A 19,931-nucleotide genomic window follows, 5' to 3' on the forward strand; every position below is an offset into this window, starting at 1 on the left:
CGTCAGCAGCGCGCCGTCACCGCATTGCAGCGCACGGTCGACTGCCCGATCGAGACGGTGAAGCCAAAGCCGAGCGGATCGGGTGCGCCTTCATAATAGTCGGTGCTGATGAACTGCGCGCCCGACTTCACTGCGGCATCGCGGCGGCTGAGATCATGGGTACGGGCTTCGCGCGTTTCCGAATCGGCGCGGGTGCGCACCAGAAAACCGGCGCGCACGCGGCGCGTGATGGCGGCCACATCGGCGGCAGGATTCTGCATGTTGAACGCTGCCGCTTCGGGTGCTTCTTCGGGATACCAGCCGAACATCATGCGGCCCTTAAGGCTGGCATGGCCGGCCCGATAGCGGTCCTCATTGGCGTCGCTGGTATCGAGCACGAACAGGAACTTGCCGCGTGACGTGCCGATCGTCGGCCAGCGATGCGCGAGCACGGCCTCCCGCAGCGTCGGCAAGGTGCCGCGCACATCGTCCGGCGCGATCACCCGGTCGCGGCCCATGACGGCGGCGATATCTGCATCGAGCCCGTCGAGCGCGGCGGCGTCAAAGCCCAGATCGGTGGTGCGCAGCCCCGGGATCGGGCGCACGTCGCTCGCATTGACGAGGAGGACGACCGGCAAATGGCCCGGATGGGCATCGGACCAGCGGCGGAAGATGCCAAGGCAGCTACGGAAGGTGCGGCAATGCGTCTGCCAGTCGATGCCGGGAACGTGGATCACCTTGGCGCCGGGCGCGGCCATTTCGGCCTTTATCTCGGCGGTGCCATCGGCATAGGGCGCGGCATAGGCGCCGCCCTGCGGATCGGGCGCTACGTCGATCTCAAGCTGCCTTAGGCCCAGTGCAAGCTGGCTTTCCAGCGGCGGATGGCCATAGGCGAGGCCGTCCCATTCCTTGGCCGCCAGCGTGCGAATGCGTGCCTCGGTCGCGGGCAGCGGATAGGGGCGATAGCTGTTGTGCGAACCTAGCATCTGCACCTGATCGATCCGCAGCGAATCGAGCGCCTTGTCGGCATCGGGGCCGCCCGCCACTGCCGGCGCTGCCATCGCCAGCGCTGCCACCACCGGCACCATGTTCCGAATAATTCGCACGCCAGAACACCGCATTGACCCGATCCCCTTGTCTTCGTCAGGCCGTGCTCCTGCGGCGCGTTGATGCAAGCCGTGTGACAAAGACAAGAAAACGCCCGGAGGCGCGGGGAATCGCCTCCGGGCGAAGCCGGTCCCCGCGATGCGGCGCGCGGAGACCGTAGGGAGATTACATCGACGGCGTGGAAGCCGGAGTCGTGGCAGGCGTAGCGTTCATCTGCTGCGCCGCAGCCTGCTGGATGCGCTTGTTGAGCGCCTGATCGCTGGCCATCGCCTGGCTGATCGCGTTGAAGCGGTTCGCGTCCATGCCGCTGGCCTGAACGGCCGCAACGAGCTTCGGTGCCTTGTCTGCCTCCGGAATCGAAGTGTCCTTGCGGATCTTGTCCACGGCGAGGGCCGCGGCTGCATATTGGCGCACTTCCGTGTCCGTCACGCTGGCATTGGTCGCCGGCTGCGCCGCGGCTGCCGGTTGGGCCGGGGCAGCCTGAGCGGGCGCAGCCTGCCCCGGATCCGCTGCCGCAGGGGCGTGCTGGGCCGGCGTCGTCTGCTGCGCCGCAGTCTGGGCAAAGGCAGCCGGTGCCATGGCAAACGGGGCTGCCGCGATCAACAAATAGGGGAACTTCATGATCCACTCCAAACAGTTGTGCAGGGTATAAACGAAGAAATGGGGTGCTGGTTCTGGGGACTCCAAGGCTATTCACGGCGGGTCGAGCCAGATGCGGGATGGGTGGACCCGAAATGACGTCAACGTGCAGCCATCCTCGCGGACGTGCGACGACGCTGGAAAAAGCGCCGCACTTCGATTACATGCGCGCGATGCAGACAGTGTCGGCCGCCCCCATGCCCATCCCCGGGCACATTGATCCCGTGCCCGTGCCGCGTGCTCCCGCCGTGCGCGAAGATGGTCGTACCGACCTGATCGGTCTTTCCCGCGATGGTATCCGCGAGGTACTTGCTGGTGCCGGCATGGAGCCGAAACAGGCCAAGCTGCGCGCCAAGCAGCTATGGCACTGGATCTATAATCGCGGCGCTACCGAATTTTCGGCGATGACCGATATCGCCAAGGCGCAGCACCCCTGGCTCGCCGAGCGCTTCGTGATCGGTCGGCCGGAAGTGGTGGAGGCGCAGGTGTCAAACGACGGCACCCGCAAATGGCTGCTCCGCTCGCCGGATGGGCAGGATTACGAGATGGTGTTCATCCCCGATGCCGATCGGGGCACGCTGTGCGTTTCCAGCCAGGTGGGCTGCACGCTCAACTGCCGCTTCTGCCATACCGGCACGATGCGGCTGGTCCGTAACCTGACCGCTGGCGAGATTGTCGGCCAGGTGATGCTGGCCCGCGACGCGCTCGGAGAGTGGCCGAGCCAGCCCGAAGGGCGGCTGCTCACCAACATCGTTATGATGGGCATGGGCGAGCCGCTCTACAACTTCGACGAGGTGAAGGCCGGCCTGCAGATCGTGATGGACGGCGACGGGCTCGCCCTGTCGAAGCGGCGCATCACTCTGTCGACCTCCGGCGTGGTGCCGATCATGGCACGCGCGGGGGAGGAGATCGGCGTCAATCTGGCGGTGTCGCTCCACGCTGTGACCAAGGACGTGCGCGATGAGATCGTGCCGCTCAACAAGAAGTACGGCATCGAGGAACTGCTGCAGGCCTGTGCCGACTATCCGGGCGCCAACAATGCCCGGCGCATCACGTTCGAATATGTGATGCTGAAGGACAAGAACGACAGCGATGCGGATGCGCGCGAACTCGTCCGCCTGCTGCGCAAGTACAAGCTGCCGGCCAAGGTGAACCTGATTCCCTTCAACCCCTGGCCGGGCGCGCCCTATGAATGCTCGACCCCGGAACGGATCAAGGCGTTCAGCAACATCGTGTTCGAGGCGGGCATTTCCGCACCCGTGCGCACCCCGCGCGGGCGCGACATCGACGCAGCGTGCGGCCAGCTGAAGACTGCGGCAGAAAAAAAGAGCCGCGCCCAGCTCGACCGTGAGGCCGCCGAGAAGTTCGCGGCGTTAGGCTGACAGCTGCGCAAATGCGCGCCGCCAGAGACGGAGAAATCGCGCGCTGTTTGCTGTTCTGATCGCACTTGCTGCGCCTGCGGGGGAACGCTGCCCCGATGCGCGCACCACGATCGAAATGAACGCATGCCTCGCGGCAATCGGCAAGGTGGCGAATGCCGAAATGGACCGCTATTTCGCTGCGGCCCGGAAGCGCGCTGCGGAAGGGGGCGCCGACGTGGTGAAGGCGCTCGACCTCGCGCAGACGCGCTGGCTCGCCTATCGCAATGCGGAGTGTGACGCCGTTTATACCAACTGGCAGGGCGGCACGATCCGCGGCACCATGTCCATCGGGTGCCGCATCGACCTGACGCACGAACGCACGCATTGGCTGTGGAAGACCTGGCTCGGCTATATGGACTCTACGCCGCCGGATCTGCCGGAACCGAGGTTCAGCGCGGCCTGAACATCCGGAACAGCGCGTCTTCGCCGATTTCGAAATAATCAGCCGGTCCGCCGCCGCGCAGGATCGGGCGGGCACGGGCGGTCTGGTACGTGCCGTCTTCCAACATCGCCTTATCGATGTGGATGCCGGTCGCCTCGCCCAGCACCAGCCAGGTGTCGAGCGGGGTGCCTTCCTTGCTTTCCAGCCGCACCAGCTGGGTGAGCCGGCATTCGAACTGCGCCGGGCTGCCAGCAACCCGATCGGGTCGCACCGTGCGCGAGGGCAGCGCTTCGAGTCCGGCGAGCGTGAACTCGTCGACCTCCGGCCCTACCATCGCCGCGCTGGCGTTCATCGCCTCTGCCTGGGGGCGGGTCGCGAGGTTCCAGACGAATTCGCGCGTCTCGGCGATATTGGCGACGCTGTCCTTCCACCCGATCGAGGCGAAGCCCAGGATCGGCGGGCGATAATTGAACAGGTTGAAAAAGCTGTACGGCGCCAGATTGCGCACGCCGCTGGCAGACATGGTACTGATCCAGCCGATCGGGCGCGGGCCGACAATGGCGTTGAGCGGATCATGCGCCAGGCCATGGCCGGCAGCTGGTTCGTAGAAATGGAAGTCGGCGGTCATGGCGGCTCCACCAGGGAAAAATTCAGACGTGGTGAAACCAATATCGTTCCGCCAGCGAATAGCCTATCATCCGCAAGGCTAGCGGAAGGGGAGCGTAATGGCCGACGCAGCGGCACCGGCGCGAACGCGCAGCATCTATCGCCACCGGCTCATAACCCGCATCTGGCACTGGCTGAACGCCGTGACGATCATCGTGATGATCGGCAGCGGGCTGATGATCTTCAACGCGCATCCGCACCTCTATTGGGGGCAATATGGCGCGAATTTCGATCATGCCTGGCTTACCCTGCCGCGTTTTCCCGGCTGGGCAACGCTGCCGTCCACCTACAGCCTGTCGGGAGCGCGGCACTGGCACTTGTTTTTCGCACTGGTGCTGGCGTTCGGACTGCTCATTTACCTGCTCTGGAGCCTGATAAATGGCCATATCGCGCGCGACCTGCGCATCCGCGCGCGTGAGCTGGGACCGCGCCACCTTTGGGAGGATGTGAAGGCGCATCTGGCGCTGCGGTTCCATGATGCTGCGAATCCGCGCGCCTACAATATCTTTCAGAAGCTTGCCTATGCCGGCACGCTGTTCGTGCTGCTGCCCGCCGTGATCCTGTCGGGCCTGGCCCTGTCGCCGGGCATGGACGCCGCCTGGCCTTGGCTCACCGCAATCTTCGGCGGGCGGCAATCGGCGCGCTCGGTGCATTTCCTCTGCATGGCGCTGATCGTCGGGTTTCTGCTGGTGCACCTGACGCTGGTGCTGCTGGCGGGGCCGATCAATGAAGTGCGCTCGATGATAACAGGTTGGTGGCGCCTGCCCGACGACGCGGAGGAAACGGCATGATCCTGACCCGACGCAATCTGCTCGTCACCGGCGGGGCCGCATTGCTCGCCGGCTGCGATCGCTGGACGGACAGTCCGGTGCTGATGTCTGCCGACGAAGCCCACCGCTTCCTGCAACGCTCGATCGGCCGGGGCGCGCTCGCCACCGAATTCCGGCCCGAACAGCGCAGCCCGATTTTCCGCGTCAATGGCACCCACAATCCGAACACGCCAGATTACAACGCGCTGGTCGCCGGCCGCTTTGCTGAATGGCGGCTGGAAGTCGGTGGCATGGTGCGCCAGCCGCTGCGGCTCAGCCTGGCGCAGCTGCAGGCGATGCCGCAGCGCGCGCAGATTACCCGCCATGACTGTGTCGAAGGCTGGAGCGCGATCGGCAAATGGCAGGGGCCGCAGCTCGGCACGATCCTGAATGCGGCGGGTATCAGCCCGGGCGCCCTATACATCGTGTTCCACTGCGCCGATCGCTACGGCTCGGGCAATTATTATGAATCGATCGATCTGGTCGACGCATTCCATCCCCAGACGCTGCTCGCATGGGCGCTGAACGACGCGCCGCTCGATGTCGGGCATGGCGCGCCACTTCGCCTGCGCGCCGAGCGCCAGCTCGGCTACAAGCAGGCCAAATATCTGATGCGGATCGAGGCGGTCGCTTCGCTGGCGCCGATCGGGCGGGGACAGGGCGGCTATTGGGAGGATTGGCACGGCTACGAATGGTATGCCGGCATCTGAATGACCGTTCCGACCCCGGAACCATTTCGGGTGCGGGGCATTTTGTGATTTCCGGAAACCCGCTACGGGAATGACTGCAACAAACGCCGGGTACGGGATCGCCATGGCCTTGATCGATCGTTTTCTTGCCCGCGCTATCCGGCGCGGCGAACTTACGCTGCTTCGTCCCGACGGCTCCTCGCGCAATTTCGGGGCTCCCGACCCGGACCTGAACCCCGTCACGATGCGGCTGGAAAAAGGCGCCGAGGGGCGCATTGTACGCGACCCGGCGCTGGGTGCCGCCGAATCCTATATGGACGGGCTGCTCAATTTCGAGCGGGGCGACATTCTCGACCTGTTGACGCTGGCGACCGCCAACAACCGGTGGGAACAGAGCGATGCGATCCTGACCCCCTCGCCGCTCAGCGCCGCCACCGCAAAGGTCGCGCACTGGATCGGCCGCTACAACATGGCGCGCAAGGCGAAGCGCAACGTCGCCCATCATTATGACTTGTCGGCGCGCCTCTACGACTTGTTCCTCGATGCCGACCGCCAATATAGCTGCGCCTATTACACCGATCCGGCGAACAGCTTGGAGCAGGCGCAGCTCGACAAAAAGGCGCATATCGTCGCCAAGCTGGCGATCCGGCCGGGCATGCGCGTGCTCGACATCGGCTGCGGCTGGGGCGGCATGGCGCTCTATATCCACCAGAAGACCGGCGCCGAGGTGCTGGGCATCACGCTGTCCGAAGAGCAGCTGAAGATCGCCCGCGAGCGCGCCGACGCGGCGGGCGTCGCCGACAAGGTGAAGTTCGAGCTGATTGACTATCGCGCGCTGACCGGCCAGTTCGACAGGATCGTCTCGGTCGGCATGTTCGAACATGTCGGCACGCCGCAATATCGCACCTTCTTCGCCAAATGCCGCGAGCTGATGACGCCCGAGGGGGTGATGCTGCTCCACACTATCGGTCGCGCCGGTGCGCCGGGCATCACCGATGCGTTCACGCTCAAATATATCTTTCCGGGCGGCTATATCCCGGCATTGTCGGAAATCGCCCAAGGCTATGAAGGCATGCGCTTCTTCCTGACCGATGTGGAGGTACTGCGCCTGCATTACGGCCATACGCTGAAGGCCTGGTACGACCGAACGGTCGCCGCGCATGATGCGATCGTCGCGCTGTACGACGAGCGCTTCTACCGCATGTGGACCTATTATCTGGCGGGTTCCTGCGTCAGTTTCCTGAACGGCGGGCTGGTCAACTACCAGCTCCAACTCTCCCGCTCGCGCACGGAGCTCCCGATCACGCGGGACTATATGCTCGAGGCCGAGGTGGCGCTCCGGCAATAAAAAGCCGGCGGCCGCTTCCTGTTGGAGGCGACCACCGGAGCGAGGGATTTTTAGAAGGACATACGGGCCTGCAGGCGAGCAGAACGCGCGCCCTGATAGCCGGTGACCGTGTGATAATAGGGGCTGGCGACCCCGTTTCCGTCCGTACCATATTCGTTGAAGTCGGTCTTCGCGTGCAGATTCAGTGCGTTGAAGACCGTGAGGTTGAGCCCGAATTCCGACCGGCCAACCTTTGTCTTCCACGCGACCGTCAGATCGTTGCCGAACACCCAGTCATTGGTGAAGACCGATCCACGAGGTACCAGCTTGATCGGCGCCTGGCTTGCAGGGATCGTCGGATCGGTGTCGATCTGCCCGTTCGACAGGACGCGGCAATACATGCCCGCCGCCCCATAGGCACGTGCATAAGGATCGACCGACGACGGCACCATGCCGATGCAGCCATAATGCCGCGGCGAGGTGGCCGAGAAGTTGAAGCCCAGGGTGATGGACTTGGTCGGTGCGTAAGACCCCCACAGCTTGAACACGTTGCGGCGGTCGTTCGGCGAATAACCATAGGTCCCGTAGGTCAGACCCGGCTGGTCGAAGTCCTCCGTGAGGCCAGTATCCGACTGCCCGTTGTCCGTCTTCACGCCGCCTTCGTAATTGCCCTTGGTCCAGGATAATACATAGGAGGCATTGATCTCGAACTTGCCGTCGAATTCGCGACCCACTTCGAAGGTGATCGCCTTGTAGGTACGTGTCGCACGAGGATAGCCGAGCTGCGATGGAGTTAACGTCACCGTGCGCGGATTGGCTTCGCCGTTGATCGGGGCGGCGAGCTGGACGGTGATCGGCTGACCCGGATTGTTCAGCACGTATTGCGTGAAGCCAGTCCAGATCTGGTCGCAGCCGGTGATACCGTTGGCGGTGCAATATTTATTGACCGCGCCGTCGATCGCGGAGTCTTCCAGCACTTCGTTCAGGCGCGTGTAGGTGCCATAAACGCCCAAACGCCAGCGGTTGATCCGCTTTTCATAGCCGAGGATGAACTCGTCTTCGGACTGTGGCTTCAGATTCTTGGCGACCGCCGAATCCACCGGGATGGGCAAGCCCCTGCCCGTGACGTCGCAGTTGACGACCTTGTCATCCGGGCAAGCCGACGCGCCCGAATACAGTACCGGCGCGCCGAGGGTGGGAACCCCGTCGGGACCGATCCCACCCAGCAGGTTGGTGCGGGTGTAATAGGTTTCGCCACCGGTCAGGCGGATGTTGGTGTTCGAGGCTACCGGCAGGAACATGCGCGAGAAGCTGCCATAAATCTTGTCGGTGCGGTTCCCGAACGGATCGAACGTGAAGCCCAGGCGGGGGCCCCACTGATCGCCAGACTCGTAGAATTTCTGACCGGCAGAATTGTTATTCAGGAACCGGTCATCGCGCAGACCTAGGCTTAGATTCAGGCGCCCGTTGAACAGCGACCAAGCGTCTTCGACATAGAAGGCTTCATTACGAGACGTGAAACTGCCGATGTTCGAATAATAGGTCTGGCGCACATAATCGGTACCGACTGGCAAACCGAACTGATCGCCTTGCTTCGCGCGGTAGATGACATAGCTGTAACCTAGGCCGGAACCGAGTTGCTTGTTCTCGGAAGAAAGTTCCTCACGGTCATAGCCGAATTTGATGTGATGCTTGCCAAGGAAGTTGGCATAGACATCGACGTCCGCCCGATAGAATTTGCGTATATCGTGGTTGATCCCCACGCCGCCGCCGGCGTTGGTCAAAGAAACCGACGGATTGTTGCGCGCATCGGTAACGCCGGGAACGATCTTAGAATCCGCGTTGACGCTGCGATAGTTGTTGTTGTTTTCGCCACGACCATAGGCAGCGGAGAAGGTCAGCCAGCTGCTGATAACGCTCGTGTAGCGGCCGACATAATTCTCACCGCCATAGTTGCTATATACGCTGCCCGTGTACGGGCCATCGATATTACGGACTCGATCATATCGCACCGTCGAGGTGCTACCATAATAGTTGGTCGTAGGATTTTGGGACGTATTGAAGTACGTAAACTCAAAATGGTTCTGGTCGTTGATGTAGGCGTCGATCTTCCCGCCGTAGAAGGGGGTTCCCGAATGATAGAAGGAGCGCGAGGTTCCCTGCTTCGTCTTCGTTGTCAAGTTGTATTCGGTTCCGGCGCTGACACTGCTGTTGTCGCGCGACTGATAAAGGCCGAAGAAGAACAGGTGATCCTTCCAGATCGGTCCGGACAAGGTGGCCACAAAGGACTTGGATTCGGAAGACCCATTCACATTGTCACTGTAGATCGTATCCTTAGTCTTTGACAGCAACTCGTTCGGATTCCAGGTAAACAACATGGATCCATGGAAATCGTTGCTGCCCGATTTGGTGGTGGCGTTGATGAAGCCGCCTGTGGAACGTCCGAACTCGGCGGCATAACCGCCCGTCTTGGTTTCGACTGTCTGGTAGAAGTCATAGGGCACATCGACAGGGCTAAGGCCCTTGCGGAAGTCTGTGATGTTGAGCCCATTGACAAAGAAGGCGTTTTCCGAGACGGCGCCGCCATTGATCGAACTCAGGCCGGAAAAGGCGCTCGAGCCGGCATTGGCGCCCGGTGCGAGCTGGATGACCGACTGGATGTTTCGAGCGATCGGTACGCGCTGGCCTACTTCAGCGACATCAAGCACGAGACCAGTGGTCGTGCGGTCGAAATCGACTGTCGCCACGCGCTTACCCTGCACCACCACTTCGTTGCTCCCCTCAGCGGTGAGGGTGAAGGTGTTCCCGGCGCTGTCGGCACCCAGCCGAATGCTGTTTTCCTCATAGGTGGGAAAGCCGGAGGCCGTGATGGTGAAGCTGTAGGACCCCGACGGCAGCTCGGGCAGGCTGTAGCTGCCATCGCTGCTGGTCGTCGCGGTACGGGTGAAGCCCTGGCCTTCGGACTTGGCGGAAATGGTGGCGCCCGCAATGGGCTTTCCTTCGGCGTCGACAACGCGGCCGGTTGCACGGATCGTCGAATAGCCCTGCGCGTGCGCGACCGTAAGCGGGGCCGCTGATAGCAGTGTCAATGTTGCGGTTGCAACGGACGCACGAAGGAGGCTGCGGGAGCACCGCAGTCGCGAGATTTTCATTGGAAATTCCCCTTTTTCTTCCCGCTCGGAGCGCGTCTTGCATCCCTCTTCGCCCCGAGTATCGTATACCAGATAATATATTTATGGTGCTGTCAAACGTATAATATATATGAAAATCAATTGCTTCGCGTGTGTATTGGCGTGCTACTCCAGCGATACAGATGCTATTTGTCTGATTTAAGCCACTTGCGATGCTTCGCTCTCCTTCGGCGAGTCTCGCCAATTTCCCCGAGACAGCGGCGCGGCGGGTCCGGAGTTGCGCGCCGGGCGCACGGGCCCTACAGGGCGCGCGTTCCCATTCTTGCCGGAGTCGCTGCCCCATGTCGGATAAGATCAATCGCGTCGTCCTCGCCTATTCGGGCGGGCTGGACACGAGCGTGATCCTGAAATGGCTGCAGCAGACCTATCAGTGCGAGGTCGTGACCTTCACCGCCGATCTGGGCCAGGGCGAGGAGCTGGAGCCGGCGCGCAAGAAGGCGGAGATGGCCGGCGTGAAGCCCGAGCACATCTTCATCGACGATCTGCGCGAGGAATTCGTCCGCGACTTCGTGTTCCCGATGATGCGCGCCAATGCGCAATATGAGGGGCTGTACCTGCTCGGCACGTCGATCGCGCGGCCGCTGATCGCCAAGCGCCAGATCGAGATCGCCAGACAAGTCGGCGCCGACGCGGTCAGCCATGGCGCCACGGGCAAGGGCAACGACCAAGTCCGCTTCGAGCTCGGCTATTATGCGCTGGCCCCCGACATCAAGGTGATCGCGCCGTGGCGCGAATGGGATCTGACCAGCCGTACCAGGCTGATCGAATTCGCCGAGCAGCACCAGATTCCGGTGAGCAAGGACAAGCGCGGCGAGGCGCCCTTCTCGACCGACGCGAACCTGCTGCACACCTCGTCCGAGGGCAAGGTGCTCGAGGATCCCTGGGAGGAAGTGCCCGACTACGTCTTCTCGCGCACGGTGAACCCGGAAGACGCGCCCGACACGCCGCATGTGATGACGATTCACTTCGAGAAGGGCGATGCGGTGGCGATCGACGGCAATCCGCTGTCGCCGGCGGCGCTGCTCACCGCGCTCAACGAACTGGGCCGCGCGCACGGCATCGGCCGGCTCGACCTGGTCGAGAACCGCTTCGTCGGCATGAAGAGCCGCGGCATGTACGAGACGCCGGGCGGCACGATCCTGCACGCCGCGCACCGCGCCATCGAGCAGCTCACGCTCGACCGGGGTGCGGCGCATCTGAAGGACGAACTGATGCCGCGCTATGCCGAGCTGATCTATAACGGCTTCTGGTTCAGCCCCGAGCGCGAGATGCTGCAGGCGGCGATCGACCACAGCCAGGCCAAGGTGAACGGCACCGTCCGGCTGAAGCTGTACAAGGGCGGCGTGCATGTGATCGGCCGCCAGTCGCCCGACAGCCTGTACAGCGAAAAGGTCGTGACGTTCGAGGACGATCAGGGCGCGTACGACCAGCGCGACGCCGCCGGCTTCATCAAGCTGCAGGCGCTGCGCCTGCGCCTGCTCGGCCGCCGCGACCGCTGATCCGCGCGATTCCGGTCCGTCCCGGTTACGATCGGGACGGGCCGGGTTGCGGCGGCGATATTTGGGGGCAGCATCGCGCGGGTAAAGTTGATATGCCGCTGGCCATGCCCGGTACGCGGTTTCTGGTTCTGGTTGCGCCGCTGTTGCTCGGCGCCTGTGTCTTCGGCAGCGGCGGTGGCGGGCGTCAGCAGCACCCCGCCCCCATTCGCGAGCGGCCCGGCGGCCCGATCACGCTGAACGGGCCGACGCTACGCGACACGCAGCAATGCTATACCGACCTTACCCGCGCGCAGGTCGTGTTTCGCCCGTTGCCGGACAAGGACTATGGCAGCGGCTGCATGCTGCTCGGCACGGTGCAGTTGCTCGACATCGGCATCCCCGTCACCGGGCTGAAGGCGATGCGCTGCGGCCTCGCCCGCAGCTTCACGAACTGGGTGCGGTTTGCGGTCGTGCCCGCCGCGCACCAGTTTCTCGGCAGCGACGTGGTGAAGATCGAGACGTTCGGCACCTATGTTTGCCGCGGCATTGTCGGCAATCCGCAATCGGCGAACAAACTGTCCGAACATGGCCGCGCCAATGCCGTGGACGTCTCGGGCTTTGTGCTGGCCGACGGACGGCGGATTACCATCCTCAACGACTGGCGGACCAGCGATCCGGCGGTGCGGCGTTTCCTCGACACGATTCATGCTTCGGCCTGCAAGCGCTTCCAGACGGTGCTGAGCCCCAATTACAATTACGCACATCGCGACCATTTCCACCTCGACATGGGGCGCGGGCCGTTCTGCGCCTGACCCTTTGCAAAGGGCGCAATCGGGCCTAAGCGGGCGGGGATGAGCGACACCCGAGTCCCGTCGCGCGTCTTCCGTCCTGCCCAGCAGGAGGCGGAGACCGCCAATACCGCCAGCGGCACGCCGCAGACCGAACACCCCGCCTACCGGCTCGCCTTCCAGGACATGGATTTCCTGTTGCGCGAGGATCTGCGGCCGGTGCGCTTCCAGCTCGAACTGCTGAAGCCGCAATTGCTGCTCGACGAGGCGAATATCGCCTCGACCTTCGTGATCTATGGCTCGGCGCGAATTCCGGAGCCGGCCAAGGCCGAGGCCGTTCTCGCGCTCGCCGAGACCGAGGAGCAGAAGCGGATCGCCGAGCGGCTGGTCGCCAAGGCCAAATATTATGACGTGGCGCGCCGGCTGGGCCAGATCGCCAGCAATTTCCCGCTCGATGCGGCGGGGAAGAAGCATTTCGTCGTCACCTCGGGCGGCGGCCCGTCGATCATGGAAGCCGCCAATCGCGGTGCGCGCGACGTGGGCGCGGAAACGGTGGGCCTCAACATCGTGCTGCCGCACGAACAGGCGCCGAACCCCTATGTTACCCCCGGCCTGTCGATGCAGTTCCACTATTTCGCGCTGCGCAAGATGCACTTCCTGCTGCACGCCCGCGCGGTGGCAGTGTTCCCGGGCGGCTTCGGCACGTTCGACGAAAGCTTCGAGCTGCTCACGCTGATCCAGACCGGCAAGATCGATCCGATTCCGGTGCTGTTCTACGGCAAGGAGTTCTGGAACCGCGTCGTCAATTTCGAGGCGCTGTGCGAGGAAGGCGTGATCTCGCCGCGCGACCTGAAGCTGTTCCACTTTTGCGAAACCGCGGAAGAAGGCTGGGAAATCGTGCAGGATTTCTGGCGGAACAAGGAAGCTTCGGGGCGCTGAGCGTCCTACGAAGTTTAGGAAGTTTAGGCCCGGACGCATTTTTTGCTATCCTGCGGACGGGCTTGACCGAAAGGTTCAAAGAGCGTGCCGTGGTGCGCGGCGACGGAACAAATGGGGATCGTTGCGCCGTTTGCAAGGCCGGGCGGCGCGGGGGCGACGTGGGCCTTGCGACTCCCCTCCCTGAAAGGGAGGGGCAGGGAGCGGGTGCGCGCGTCTGCGCGCTTCGGAGACGCAACTGCTTTTGGCCAGCCAGTCCCGCCGCCTTGCGGCGGCGGACCCACCCCTAACCCCTCCCTGCGAGCAGGGAGGGGAATCCACTAGTCGGGAAGCGAAGCGAACAGAACCTGCGCCTGGTCAGGCCGTAAGCCTCTGAAAAAATCAGCGCTTCTTTTCAGCCTGGATCTGCGGCTGGTTGCTCTTGGCCGGGGTGCCGGCGCCCGGCGTGGCCTGGCTGACATTGGTCGAGACATCGGCGCCTTCGACGGCGTTGCCGCCCTGGGCGCTGGCATTGTCCGGCGCGGCGCCGGGGGCAGGGGCCGCCGGCAGCGGCAGGTTGGAGCCCTGCTTGTTGAGATACAGGATCACGTTCGCGCGCACCTGCGGATCGGCGATGCCGGCAAAGGTCATCTTGGTGCCGGGGGCGAACTTGCGCGGGCTGGTCAGCCACGCATCCATCTTGTCGAGATCCCAGCTGCCGCCGACGCCCTTCAGCGCATCGGAGAAGGCGAAGCCGCCCTTGCCCTGGCCGATCGGTTCGCCCAGCGTGGCATAGAGGTTCGGGCCGATGCCGTTGGCGCCGCCCTGGTTGATCGTGTGGCACGAGGCGCACTGCTTGAAGCCGGCTTCGCCCTTTGCGACGTCGCCCTTGGCAAGGCGCACGGCCAGCGGCTCTACCGCGCCCGCGCCACCGGCGCCGCCGGCCGCTTCGTCGGCCTGGACGACATAGCCGGGCTTTTCCGGCTTTTCGGAATGGAACAGCATTCCGCTGGCGATCGAAAGGCCAAGTGCCGCTATGCCACCAGCCAGTGCCCAACCAGCGATTGTATTGAACCGATTGTCCATCATCCGCCCCTGCCAATTTCCTTGTTCCTTTAGAACTGCGTCGCGCCGGAAGGCAAGCGCACTTGCGGCGCCGCCCCGCTGCGGTTAGCGCCCGCGCCGTATGGAGAATTTCGCAGCCCCCGCCCGACCGATCGTGGCGCGCATGATTGCCGCCGCCGCGCAAAAACCTGAGCTTTCCGTAGCGTTTCAGGGCGCGCCGGGCGCCAATTCGCATGTCGCGGCACTAGAGGCTTTCCCGGATTGTTTTCCACTGCCCTGTTTTTCGTTCGAAGACGCCATCGAGTCGGTCAAGGAAGGTCGCGCCCATCGCGCGATGATTCCAATCGAAAATTCTTTGCACGGCCGCGTCGCCGATATCCATTTTCTGCTGCCCGAATCGGGGCTGGTGATCACCGGCGAACATTTTCTGCCGATTCGCTATGGCCTGATGGGCAAGGGCCCGATCGAAGGTGTGCGCGAGGCGATGAGCCATCCGCAGGCGCTGGGCCAGTGCCGCCACTGGCTGAAGGCGCACGGCATCAACCCGGTCGCCTATCCCGATACGGCGGGGGCCGCCGCGATGGTGGCGGAGATCGGCGATCCGGCGATTGCCGCGCTGGCGCCGCCGCCGGCGGCGGAACTCTACGGGCTTGATCTGCTGGCGACCGGCCTTGCCGATGCCGCGCACAACATGACGCGCTTCGTCGTGCTCGCCCGCGCCGCGCCGGCGGCCACCGGGCCGGGACCGTTCATCACCACCTTCGTTTTCGAGGTGAAGAACATCCCGGCCGCGCTGTACAAGGCGCTGGGCGGCTTTGCGACCAACGGCGTCAATATGACCAAGCTGGAAAGCTACCAGCGCGGCGCCAGCTTTGCCGCCACCGAATTCTATTGCGATATTGTCGGCAGCCCCGAAGACCCCGCAGTCGCACGGGCGCTCGAGGAACTGCATTTTCATTGCAAGTCGATGCGCGTGCTTGGCACCTATCCGCAGGCGCGGCCGCGGCCCTGAAGCGTCAGGCGCCGTCGAGCCAGGCCTGCAGCAGGCTGTGGGCGATGGCGTAGCGCGGCGGGGCAAGGAACGGTGCGGCAGGGTCGCGGGCCAGCGCCAGCCGCACTGCCTCGCGGTCGTACCAGCCGGCATCTTCCAGTTCGTGGGTGTCGAGGGTGATCGCGTCATCCTCGGCGGTGCCGATGCACGCGATCATCAGCGAGGACGGGAAGGGCCAGGGCTGGCTGGCGACATAGCGCACCGCGCCCACGCGCACGCCCGCTTCCTCGAAAGTTTCGCGGCGGACGGCATCTTCGATCGATTCGCCGACCTCCAGGAAGCCGGCCAGCGCCGAATAGCGCCCCGCCGGCCAGGCCGGCTGGCGGCCGAGCAGTACCCGGCCCTGATATTCGGCAAGCATGATGACGACCGGCTCGACGCGCGGAAAATGCTCGGCGCCGCAATTCGGGCAGAGCCGCCCCCAGCCGGCGCGGATGATGTCGGTTCCGTGGCCGCAGCGCGCGCAGAAGCCGGCGCGGGCATGCCAGTCGATCAGGCTGCGCGCGGCGGCATAATGGGCGGCATCGGCCGGGCGGATCGTATCCAGCACCGCAAACAGGGCCGGGCTGCGCCCTGCCGGGGCCTGCACGCCCGGCGGCAGGGTGGCGACGAAGCGCGGCGCGCCTTCGTCATAGCCGAGGAACAGCAGCGGCGTGGCCGCACTGGCAAGGTCGGCCCAGACCAGCCGGCCCTCCGCATCCAGCTGCGGATCGAGCCCCTCGAGCAGCAACAGCCGCGCGCGGGGATCGGCCAGCGCGGCCTCCAGCCGCTCGGCCGTGTGACGAACCGGGTCGGCACGGTCGAGCGTGCCGCCGGTAAAGCCGGGCGCGATCACCGCGCGAGATCGGCGTAGACGGCGGCGCGCACCGGCACCTTCAGGCCCAGTTCGGCGAGGAGGACATTGACCATCATCGTTGCGCGCACCTGGTTCTTCGGATCGACCCAGCCGAAGGTGCCGGCGGCACCCGACCAGCCGAAAGTGCCCTTGGCCGCGCCGTTCGGCTGATCGGCAAGAAACACCGAACCGCCAGCGCCGAAGCCCATCGGCACGCCGGTGTCGCGCGCCATGATCGCCAGCAGCGTCTTGTCGACACCCGGCGGCAGCAGGTCCGACATCGCCAGTGCTGCGGTCTCCGGCTTCAGGATGCGCACGCCGTCGAGCGTGCCGCCATTCTGGAGCATGTGGAGGAACCGGTCGTAATCGCGCGCTGACATGGCCAGCCCGGCGCCGCCATAGGGGAAGCTGGGCTTTTTCAGCCAGGCCGAGGTGGCGCCCGGATCGATCGGCAGGCGATTGCCGCCGACCAGCGCATAATCGGTCGCGAGCCGGCCCGCTTCGCTCGTCGGCACCGTCCAGTAGCTGGAGGTCATCTTGAGCGGCTGGAGGATACGGGTGTTGACGAAGGTATCGAACGGCATGCCGCTCGCCACCTCGATCACCCGGCCCAGCACGTCGAGGCTGATCGAATAGCTGAACTTCGTGCCGGGCTCGGCGATCAGCGGCAGGGTGGCAGTGCGGTTGGCAAATTCCTCGAGCGTCGCCGGGCGTACCGGCCGCGCCGATGCCTCGAACGAATCGCTCACCTGCGCCGGGTTGATGCCCAGCCGGTTATATTCGTCGAGCAGCGGCCCCTTGGTGATGATGTTGTAGCCAAGGCCGGCGGTGTGGGTGAGCAGGTTGCGCACGGTGATCGGGTGCGTGGCCGGCCGGCTGGTCAGATCCTTCATCGGATCGACCAGCACCTTCATCTCCTTGAACGCAGGAATGAAGTCGCTGATCGGCTCGTCGAGCTTCAGCTTGCCTTCCTCGATCAGGATCATCGCGGCGATGCCGGTGATCGGCTTGGTCATCGAATAGACGCGCCACAGGCTGTCGATTGTCACCGGCGCGGCAGTCGGTTCGTCGGCGAGGCGGCCTTCGGTAACCACGTTGAGCGGCCCGTTGCCCTTGGCATAGGTGACGACGATACCGGGGACCGTGTGTTCGGCGACGGTGCGCTGGGCGAGTGTGCGGACCTGGCTTTGCGCGGCCACCTGTGCCGATGCCAGGGGTGCATGGAGCAGCGCCGCTGCGCCGATCAGTCCGAAAGCCAGCTTTCCTCGCATCGCAGTCTCCGTATCGCGTTGGCCGCCTTGGCGAATACCGTCGGCAAGCCCGCCGACTCAAGTTCGGCTATCGGCCACCATTCGCCTTGTGGTGGCGCTGCATGGCCCGGCAGCGGAGCGGCGGCAAGCGCGATGTCGAGATCGAAATGGGTGAAGCCGTGTCGCACCTGGTCCGGCAGCATGCGCCAGCCGGCGCGTACGGGGGCATCCACCAGCCCGGGCGGCGTATCGGCCCAGGGGCCGGTGGGCAGCGCGCGCATGCCCCCCAGCAGCCCCTTGTCGGGCCGGCGGACGAGCAGGACCGCGCCGTCCCGCTCCAGCCAGAACATCGTGCCGTGGCGCTGCGGCTTGGGGGCCTTGGCCGCTTTCAGGGGATAGCGTTCGGCCTGCCCCGCGGCGCGTGCCGCGCAATGCCCGGCCAGCGGGCAGAGCAGGCATTGCGGGCTGCGCGCGGTGCAGACCATGCTGCCCAGATCCATCATCGCCTGGGCAAAGTCGCCGGCGCGGGCATCGGGGGTAATGCTGTCGGTAAGGTCGCGGATCGCCGGTCGTGCGGCAGGGAGCGGCTGCTCGAGCGCGAACAGCCGGGTCACGACTCGCTCGACATTGGCATCGACCACCACCGCCCGCCGCCCGAACGCGATCGCGGCAATGGCGGCGGCGGTATAGGCGCCGATGCCGGGCAGTTCGCGCAGCCCTTCCTCGGTATCGGGCAGCGCGCCGCGTCGGGCGACTTCGCGGGCGCAGGCGAGCAGGTTGCGGGCGCGGGCATAATAGCCAAGCCCCGCCCAGGCGGCCATCAGATCGGCATCCTCGGCGGACGCCAGCCTCGCGAAATCGGGCCAGCGGGCCGTGAATTTCTCGAAATAGGGAATGACGGTGGCGACCTGCGTCTGTTGCAGCATCACCTCCGACAACCACACCCGATAGGGATCGGTGGCGTTGCTGCCGGGCGGCGCGCGCCAGGGCAGTGCCCGGGCATGGGCATCGTACCAGGCGAGGAGCAGGGGCGCGATTGCGCGAGAGGCGTTGTCGGGCACGCCCCGCCTATGGCATGGGAAGGCGGTAATGACGAAGCCCCCTCGTGCCACGACCCGCCAGCCGCGCCCCGAGCCGCAGCGCGCCAACCGCCCCCGTGCGGTTTCCGAGCTGCTGCCCGAAGTGGGCGGCGCGGCATTCCGCAAGTTCGGCTTCGTCCAGCACGCTGTGGTCAGCCGCTGGGCTGAGATTGTCGGCGAACGCTATGCCCGCGTCTCGATGCCCGAATCGATTCGCTTTCCGCGCGGCAAGCGTGAGGAAGGCGTGCTCTCGCTGCTCGTCTCGGGTGCCTTTGCGCCGATGATGCAGCATGTCTCGCCCGAGATTATCGAGCGGGTGAACCGCTTCTTCGGCTATCCCGCCGTCGCTCGCCTCGCCATCCGGCACGGCGAAGTCCGCCGCGCCGAAAAGCCGGCGCCGCCGCCCAGCCTGAAGCCGCTGTCGCCGGCGATGGGCGAAAGCCTGCGCGGCATCGCCGATCCGGAGCTGCGCGCCGTGCTCGAATCGCTTGCCGCCGGCGTTGCCGCCAGCGACGAGCAACCCGGCTTCGGCCGCATCGACTGACCGCAGGAAACAGATGCTGCGCTTCCTTCTTTCCCTTGCCCTGCTGCCGCTTCTTGTCAGCGCGACGCCCGCACCGCGCCCGGCCGCGACCAACTGGCTCGCGGTGGTGGCGATCACGCCCGAAGGCGGCTTCCGCCAGGGCAACCCCAACGCGCCGGTCAAGCTGGTCGAATATGGCTCGCGCACCTGCCCCACCTGCTACATGTTTGCGCAGGACGGGGTGGCGCCGCTGCGCCGCGACTATATCGCCACCGGGCGTGTCAGCTACGAATATCGCGACTTTCTGGTGCATGGCCCGCCTGACTTTGCGCTGGCGCTGCTCAACCAGTGCGTCGGGCCGCAGCGTTTCTTTCCGCTGCTCGACGCGATCTATGCGAACCAGCCGGCGTTCGCAGCGCGGCTGATCGCGCTGGAAAAGAACGGCACCGACAAGCTCGAGGCCTGGCAGAAGCTGCCGCCCGAGCAGATGGCGGCCCGCTTTGCCGAGGGGCTGGGCATGATCGACTTCGTCAAGGCGCAGGGGCTGCCCGAGGCGCAGGCGCGGCAGTGCCTGGCGAGCAAGCCCTTGATCGAACGCATTGCCAAGACCAATGCCGACGCCGCAAACCGGACGGACGTGAACGGCACCCCCTCCTTCTTCGTCAACGGCCGCAAGGTGCGTGCGGTCACCTGGCAATATCTGATCCCCGAACTGCGTGCCGCCGGCGCGTGAGCCG

The 19,931-nt window shown here is 64.8% G+C and carries 19 protein-coding genes; 11 read left to right on the forward strand and 8 right to left on the reverse strand.

All coding sequences use genetic code 11. The features are described 5' to 3' along the window. Nucleotides 1-2: 2 nt before the first annotated feature. Entirely contained in the window at nt 3-1,085 is a 1,083-nt protein-coding gene (locus ACT53K_RS17745) for a Ca2+-dependent phosphoinositide-specific phospholipase C (protein ID WP_476230071.1), read from the reverse strand. 166 nt (nt 1,086-1,251) lie between these two features. After that, nucleotides 1,252-1,707 carry a DUF4168 domain-containing protein gene (locus ACT53K_RS17750; RefSeq protein ID WP_476230073.1) on the reverse strand — a complete coding sequence of 152 codons (456 nt, stop codon included), beginning with the start codon at nt 1,705-1,707 and terminating at the stop codon, nt 1,252-1,254. A 215-nt stretch (nt 1,708-1,922) separates the two neighbouring features. Here ACT53K_RS17750 and rlmN point away from each other — a divergent pair, with 215 nt between their 5' ends. Together rlmN and ACT53K_RS17760 are read left to right on the forward strand one after the other, a co-directional pair. After that, nucleotides 1,923-3,107 (forward strand): dual-specificity RNA methyltransferase RlmN, encoded by a 1,185-nt coding sequence (rlmN, locus tag ACT53K_RS17755; protein ID WP_476230171.1) that lies wholly within the window; start codon nt 1,923-1,925, stop codon nt 3,105-3,107. Between the two features lie 58 nt (nt 3,108-3,165). Continuing rightward, the gene (locus tag ACT53K_RS17760) at nt 3,166-3,549 is read left to right on the forward strand and encodes a lysozyme inhibitor LprI family protein (protein ID WP_476230173.1); all 384 of its coding nucleotides are present in this window, start codon (nt 3,166-3,168) and stop codon (nt 3,547-3,549) included. Here the strand turns inward: ACT53K_RS17760 and ACT53K_RS17765 are convergent. Further along, nucleotides 3,536-4,156 carry a flavin reductase family protein gene (locus tag ACT53K_RS17765; RefSeq protein ID WP_476230075.1) on the reverse strand — a complete coding sequence of 207 codons (621 nt, stop codon included), beginning with the start codon at nt 4,154-4,156 and terminating at the stop codon, nt 3,536-3,538. The two genes, ACT53K_RS17760 and ACT53K_RS17765, sit on opposite strands and share 14 nt — an antisense overlap. A 97-nt stretch (nt 4,157-4,253) precedes the next feature. Between ACT53K_RS17765 and ACT53K_RS17770 the strand changes: the two genes are divergently transcribed. The 3 genes from ACT53K_RS17770 (at nt 4,254) to ACT53K_RS17780 (ending at nt 7,040) form a co-directional block, all read left to right on the forward strand. Continuing rightward, entirely contained in the window at nt 4,254-4,985 is a 732-nt protein-coding gene (locus tag ACT53K_RS17770; protein WP_476230076.1) for a cytochrome b/b6 domain-containing protein, read from the forward strand. Continuing rightward, entirely contained in the window at nt 4,982-5,713 is a 732-nt protein-coding gene (locus tag ACT53K_RS17775) for a molybdopterin-dependent oxidoreductase (protein ID WP_476230077.1), read from the forward strand. Before ACT53K_RS17770 ends, ACT53K_RS17775 begins: the two co-directional genes overlap by 4 nt. A gap of 103 nt (nt 5,714-5,816) precedes the next feature. Beyond that, complete coding sequence (locus ACT53K_RS17780; protein WP_476230079.1) at nt 5,817-7,040, forward strand: class I SAM-dependent methyltransferase; 1,224 nt, start codon at nt 5,817-5,819, stop codon at nt 7,038-7,040. Nucleotides 7,041-7,090: 50 nt separating this feature from the next. Here the strand turns inward: ACT53K_RS17780 and ACT53K_RS17785 are convergent, their stop codons facing one another. After that, nucleotides 7,091-10,171, reverse strand: coding sequence for a TonB-dependent receptor (locus ACT53K_RS17785; protein ID WP_476230080.1), 3,081 nt, complete (start codon nt 10,169-10,171; stop codon nt 7,091-7,093). A 320-nt stretch (nt 10,172-10,491) separates the two neighbouring features. Between ACT53K_RS17785 and ACT53K_RS17790 the strand changes: the two genes are divergently transcribed. From ACT53K_RS17790 to ACT53K_RS17800, 3 genes are all read left to right on the forward strand, one after another. Beyond that, complete coding sequence (locus tag ACT53K_RS17790) at nt 10,492-11,709, forward strand: argininosuccinate synthase (RefSeq protein WP_476230082.1); 1,218 nt, start codon at nt 10,492-10,494, stop codon at nt 11,707-11,709. A 92-nt stretch (nt 11,710-11,801) separates the two neighbouring features. After that, nucleotides 11,802-12,500: an extensin family protein gene (locus tag ACT53K_RS17795; RefSeq protein ID WP_476230083.1), complete on the forward strand. Its 699-nt coding sequence runs from the start codon at nt 11,802-11,804 to the stop codon at nt 12,498-12,500. A gap of 39 nt (nt 12,501-12,539) precedes the next feature. Next, the gene (locus tag ACT53K_RS17800) at nt 12,540-13,415 is read left to right on the forward strand and encodes an LOG family protein (RefSeq protein ID WP_476230084.1); all 876 of its coding nucleotides are present in this window, start codon (nt 12,540-12,542) and stop codon (nt 13,413-13,415) included. 378 nt (nt 13,416-13,793) lie between these two features. Here ACT53K_RS17800 and ACT53K_RS17805 read toward each other — a convergent pair whose 3' ends face one another. Continuing rightward, the gene (locus ACT53K_RS17805; RefSeq protein ID WP_476230175.1) at nt 13,794-14,477 is read right to left on the reverse strand and encodes a c-type cytochrome; all 684 of its coding nucleotides are present in this window, start codon (nt 14,475-14,477) and stop codon (nt 13,794-13,796) included. A gap of 100 nt (nt 14,478-14,577) precedes the next feature. Between ACT53K_RS17805 and ACT53K_RS17810 the strand changes: the two genes are divergently transcribed. Then, nucleotides 14,578-15,468 (forward strand): prephenate dehydratase, encoded by an 891-nt coding sequence (locus ACT53K_RS17810; RefSeq protein ID WP_476230085.1) that lies wholly within the window; start codon nt 14,578-14,580, stop codon nt 15,466-15,468. Between the two features lie 4 nt (nt 15,469-15,472). Here ACT53K_RS17810 and nudC read toward each other — a convergent pair whose 3' ends face one another. From nudC to ACT53K_RS17825, 3 genes are read right to left on the reverse strand one after another with little or no spacing between them, the layout of a single operon-like run. Beyond that, nucleotides 15,473-16,342 (reverse strand): NAD(+) diphosphatase, encoded by an 870-nt coding sequence (gene nudC, locus ACT53K_RS17815; protein WP_476230087.1) that lies wholly within the window; start codon nt 16,340-16,342, stop codon nt 15,473-15,475. After that, entirely contained in the window at nt 16,339-17,613 is a 1,275-nt protein-coding gene (locus tag ACT53K_RS17820; RefSeq protein WP_476230088.1) for a serine hydrolase domain-containing protein, read from the reverse strand. Before ACT53K_RS17820 ends, nudC begins: the two co-directional genes overlap by 4 nt. Beyond that, nucleotides 17,586-18,653 carry an A/G-specific adenine glycosylase gene (locus ACT53K_RS17825; protein ID WP_476230090.1) on the reverse strand — a complete coding sequence of 356 codons (1,068 nt, stop codon included), beginning with the start codon at nt 18,651-18,653 and terminating at the stop codon, nt 17,586-17,588. Before ACT53K_RS17825 ends, ACT53K_RS17820 begins: the two co-directional genes overlap by 28 nt. A gap of 28 nt (nt 18,654-18,681) precedes the next feature. On the opposite strand from ACT53K_RS17825, the gene ACT53K_RS17830 reads away from it, so the two are divergent. After that, nucleotides 18,682-19,215: a DUF721 domain-containing protein gene (locus tag ACT53K_RS17830; RefSeq protein WP_476230091.1), complete on the forward strand. Its 534-nt coding sequence runs from the start codon at nt 18,682-18,684 to the stop codon at nt 19,213-19,215. Nucleotides 19,216-19,228: 13 nt separating this feature from the next. Next, nucleotides 19,229-19,927: a DsbA family protein gene (locus tag ACT53K_RS17835; RefSeq protein WP_476230092.1), complete on the forward strand. Its 699-nt coding sequence runs from the start codon at nt 19,229-19,231 to the stop codon at nt 19,925-19,927. Nucleotides 19,928-19,931 lie beyond the last annotated feature (4 nt).

It is taken from the genome of Sphingomonas sp. DMC8 (assembly GCF_056314185.1).

Excerpts from the sequence above, each read along its gene's own strand:
- ACT53K_RS17750 (WP_476230073.1), bottom strand. The coding sequence starts at position 1,707 with ATGAAGTTCCCCTATTTGTTGATCGCGGCAGCCCCGTTTGCCATGGCA.
- rlmN (WP_476230171.1), top strand. The coding sequence starts at position 1,923 with ATGCCCATCCCCGGGCACATTGATCCCGTGCCCGTGCCGCGTGCTCCC.
- ACT53K_RS17765 (WP_476230075.1), bottom strand. The coding sequence starts at position 4,156 with ATGACCGCCGACTTCCATTTCTACGAACCAGCTGCCGGCCATGGCCTG.
- ACT53K_RS17770 (WP_476230076.1), top strand. The coding sequence starts at position 4,254 with ATGGCCGACGCAGCGGCACCGGCGCGAACGCGCAGCATCTATCGCCAC.
- ACT53K_RS17775 (WP_476230077.1), top strand. The coding sequence starts at position 4,982 with ATGATCCTGACCCGACGCAATCTGCTCGTCACCGGCGGGGCCGCATTG.
- ACT53K_RS17780 (WP_476230079.1), top strand. The coding sequence starts at position 5,817 with ATGGCCTTGATCGATCGTTTTCTTGCCCGCGCTATCCGGCGCGGCGAA.
- ACT53K_RS17785 (WP_476230080.1), bottom strand. The coding sequence starts at position 10,171 with ATGAAAATCTCGCGACTGCGGTGCTCCCGCAGCCTCCTTCGTGCGTCC.
- ACT53K_RS17790 (WP_476230082.1), top strand. The coding sequence starts at position 10,492 with ATGTCGGATAAGATCAATCGCGTCGTCCTCGCCTATTCGGGCGGGCTG.
- ACT53K_RS17795 (WP_476230083.1), top strand. The coding sequence starts at position 11,802 with ATGCCGCTGGCCATGCCCGGTACGCGGTTTCTGGTTCTGGTTGCGCCG.
- ACT53K_RS17800 (WP_476230084.1), top strand. The coding sequence starts at position 12,540 with ATGAGCGACACCCGAGTCCCGTCGCGCGTCTTCCGTCCTGCCCAGCAG.
- ACT53K_RS17805 (WP_476230175.1), bottom strand. The coding sequence starts at position 14,477 with ATGGACAATCGGTTCAATACAATCGCTGGTTGGGCACTGGCTGGTGGC.
- ACT53K_RS17810 (WP_476230085.1), top strand. The coding sequence starts at position 14,578 with ATGGAGAATTTCGCAGCCCCCGCCCGACCGATCGTGGCGCGCATGATT.
- ACT53K_RS17820 (WP_476230088.1), bottom strand. The coding sequence starts at position 17,613 with ATGCGAGGAAAGCTGGCTTTCGGACTGATCGGCGCAGCGGCGCTGCTC.
- ACT53K_RS17830 (WP_476230091.1), top strand. The coding sequence starts at position 18,682 with ATGACGAAGCCCCCTCGTGCCACGACCCGCCAGCCGCGCCCCGAGCCG.
- ACT53K_RS17835 (WP_476230092.1), top strand. The coding sequence starts at position 19,229 with ATGCTGCGCTTCCTTCTTTCCCTTGCCCTGCTGCCGCTTCTTGTCAGC.